The organism is Neochlamydia sp. AcF84, from assembly GCF_011087585.1.
In the GTDB taxonomy this organism is placed as follows: Bacteria; Chlamydiota; Chlamydiia; order Chlamydiales; family Parachlamydiaceae; genus Neochlamydia.
This window is the reverse complement of record NZ_VJOT01000031.1, coordinates 1-2226: the sequence shown is the minus strand read 5'-3', so window position 1 is coordinate 2226 and position 2226 is coordinate 1. Positions and strand designations below refer to the sequence as shown.

Sequence of the window (2226 nt, the reverse complement as noted above, 5' to 3'; positions counted from 1 at the left end):
TTCTGCAGGCAGGCTGGTGAGTTGGTTCTGGATTAAGAAAAGCCCTTGCAGCTGAAACAGTTGCCCAATTTCTGCTGGCAGAGCGGTGAGCTGGTTTTGGCTTAAGTTAAGTTTTTGCAGCTTAGACAATTGCCCGATTTCTGCAGGAAGACTGGTGAGCTGGCTTTGGCTTAAGTTAAGCTCTTGCAGCTTAGATAACTGCCATATTTCTGAGGGTAAATAAGTCAAGCCTACTCCAGATAAATCCAAAGCCGTGATGTTTTTACAATTTTCTTCCATCCAATCTATAAGAAGCTCCCCTTTTTTCTCTAGAGGCAAATATTTGATTGCTTCTCCGCTCAAGTATTCTTCCCCACCAGGAAGTTTTTTCCAAAGTAAAAGGCGACTAATATTAACAAGATAAGAGGAGTAATTAGCCAGAGTAAAATATCTTTTTTGCTCGGTTATCCATTTAAATTCTAATTCTAGAGGTGAAAGAGATCTAGCTAAAGTAAAGATTTGCCTAAAAATTGCATTTACCTTTGCTGTTTCAGAAAGTCTACTTTCTAGCTTATAAATCCTATCTAAGATAAAAGCCTGCTTGCTAATATCCCCTTGGGAAACATGTATTTTACCTATTTGTTTATAAAGAGAAGGCATGACTTCAGAAGCCAGCAGATGGTGCCATCTTTTACAGACGCTAAATAAGGAAGGAACTACGCAAGCCTCTAAGATAGGGAGTAGCAATTCATTGGGCAAGCTTCCAATAGAGGCCGACGAGATAGGATGCATTTTATTTCCTTGGGTAATGATGATTTTTTCAGCATTTTTATTTATTAAAGGCAATATAAAAAGAATTAAAAAAGCACGTCAAACGAATTTGTATCCTTATCATCAGGGGGGTATCGGCTAACTTGTTAAGCAAAGAGCAAAATACTATGTCTTGTAGGCCATAGCTAGATATAAAAGGTTTCTGCTTAGCTTTGGGACGACCAGATGTAGTATGCTTTTGAGTTGCAATAAAGTGAGGTCCTATAATCTGTATACATTTAAGTTTTTTTACAAGCTTATCTAATTAACGTTTAGTACTGCTTGGACATGAAAACCCTTGCTGTATGAACCTTAATAAAGGCTTTGGCTTCTTTTTCATTGTCCTTAAGGTAATGCTTAGCTAAAGCAGGGCATTCTCTTTGATAGGCCGCTTGGCTGAAGATGGCTACTCATCTTTGTTCAACGCCTGCATAGCAAGAGGCAGTCTTAAAAGCTCGATAGCCTTCTACTATCTCTACAGATTTGTCGTAAGGCGCTTTAAATAGGAGTTCTTTGGCCTCTTTGATTTGCATGGGCACACGCGTGGCAAATAAGCTTTGTTTTATTTTAAAGACTTGTAAGGTAGCTGGCATATAGAGAGCCCTATCCCCTACTATATAGTCCAATATGATTTAAAGCACTTTCGCCTTAAAGTAGGATTCTAGGAGCTTTTTTTAAATGCTATATTTTCTTTACAAGTCAATCTATTATAAAGCTCTTAATTTCTTGCAAAGTTGACTATGAAACCAAACAAGCTAGACAGCCAGCAAGGTCGCCTTTTTAAATTCCGCTTTAGCCACAAACTCAATCAAACTCATCTTCTTATTCAAGCTATCTTAAGGTGATTGGATGGAAGCAGCTAGAAGAAGAATTTGATAAGCTGTTTGTAGAAAAATAGACCAACCAGTTAGGCCTGCAAGGTTAGTTGTAGGGCTCCTTATCTTGCAACACATGTAAAGAACCTATGAGGAAAATGGGGTGTATCGATGGGTAGAAAATGCTTACTGGCAATATTTTTGTGGGTATGGCTTTTGGCACCAGGCGCTGCCTGCCCATCCTACTTCTTTAATTAAAGCGAGTTATCGGATAAGGAAATAGTTAAAAAAACTTTTACATGGTTTGAAAATGTTTTTTCCCAAAAAACTTTAAACATGGTAGGTCAAAATGATTGAAAAAGATAGCCACTGATTAATCGGCATTGTTGCGTAAATGCTAAGAAGTGTAGGCGATAAGATTGCCCTTTAACACATAAGAGCTATAAAATTTAGTTTGCTTAAACAAAAATATAGGCAGGCTATGGAAAAAAAGCTTAACTATCGCATACGTAATTGGTCCGAATATAACAAAGCTTTAGAACAAAGAGGAAGCATAACTTTATGGTTTTCGGATGAAACCATTAAAGGATGGAGGGAAAATAAAAGCACGGGGAAGAAGGGC

At 37.8% G+C, this 2226-nt stretch carries 2 protein-coding genes and 1 pseudogene; 1 reads left to right on the top strand and 2 read right to left on the bottom strand.

Translation table 11 applies throughout. The features are described from left to right. Together NEOC84_RS02935 and NEOC84_RS02930 are read right to left on the bottom strand one after the other, a co-directional pair. Positions 1–771: leucine-rich repeat domain-containing protein (locus tag NEOC84_RS02935; RefSeq protein WP_166155152.1), on the bottom strand; the 771-nt coding region annotated here is incomplete at its 3' end. Between the two features lie 428 nt (positions 772–1199). Further along, positions 1200–1382: a hypothetical protein gene (locus tag NEOC84_RS02930; protein WP_166155150.1), complete on the bottom strand. Its 183-nt coding sequence runs from the start codon at positions 1380–1382 to the stop codon at positions 1200–1202. 325 nt (positions 1383–1707) lie between these two features. Between NEOC84_RS02930 and NEOC84_RS09865 the strand changes: the two are divergent. Continuing rightward, positions 1708–1812 (top strand): annotated as a pseudogene (locus NEOC84_RS09865) (transposase); the annotation flags it as partial. Between the last annotated feature and the right edge of the window lie 414 nt (positions 1813–2226).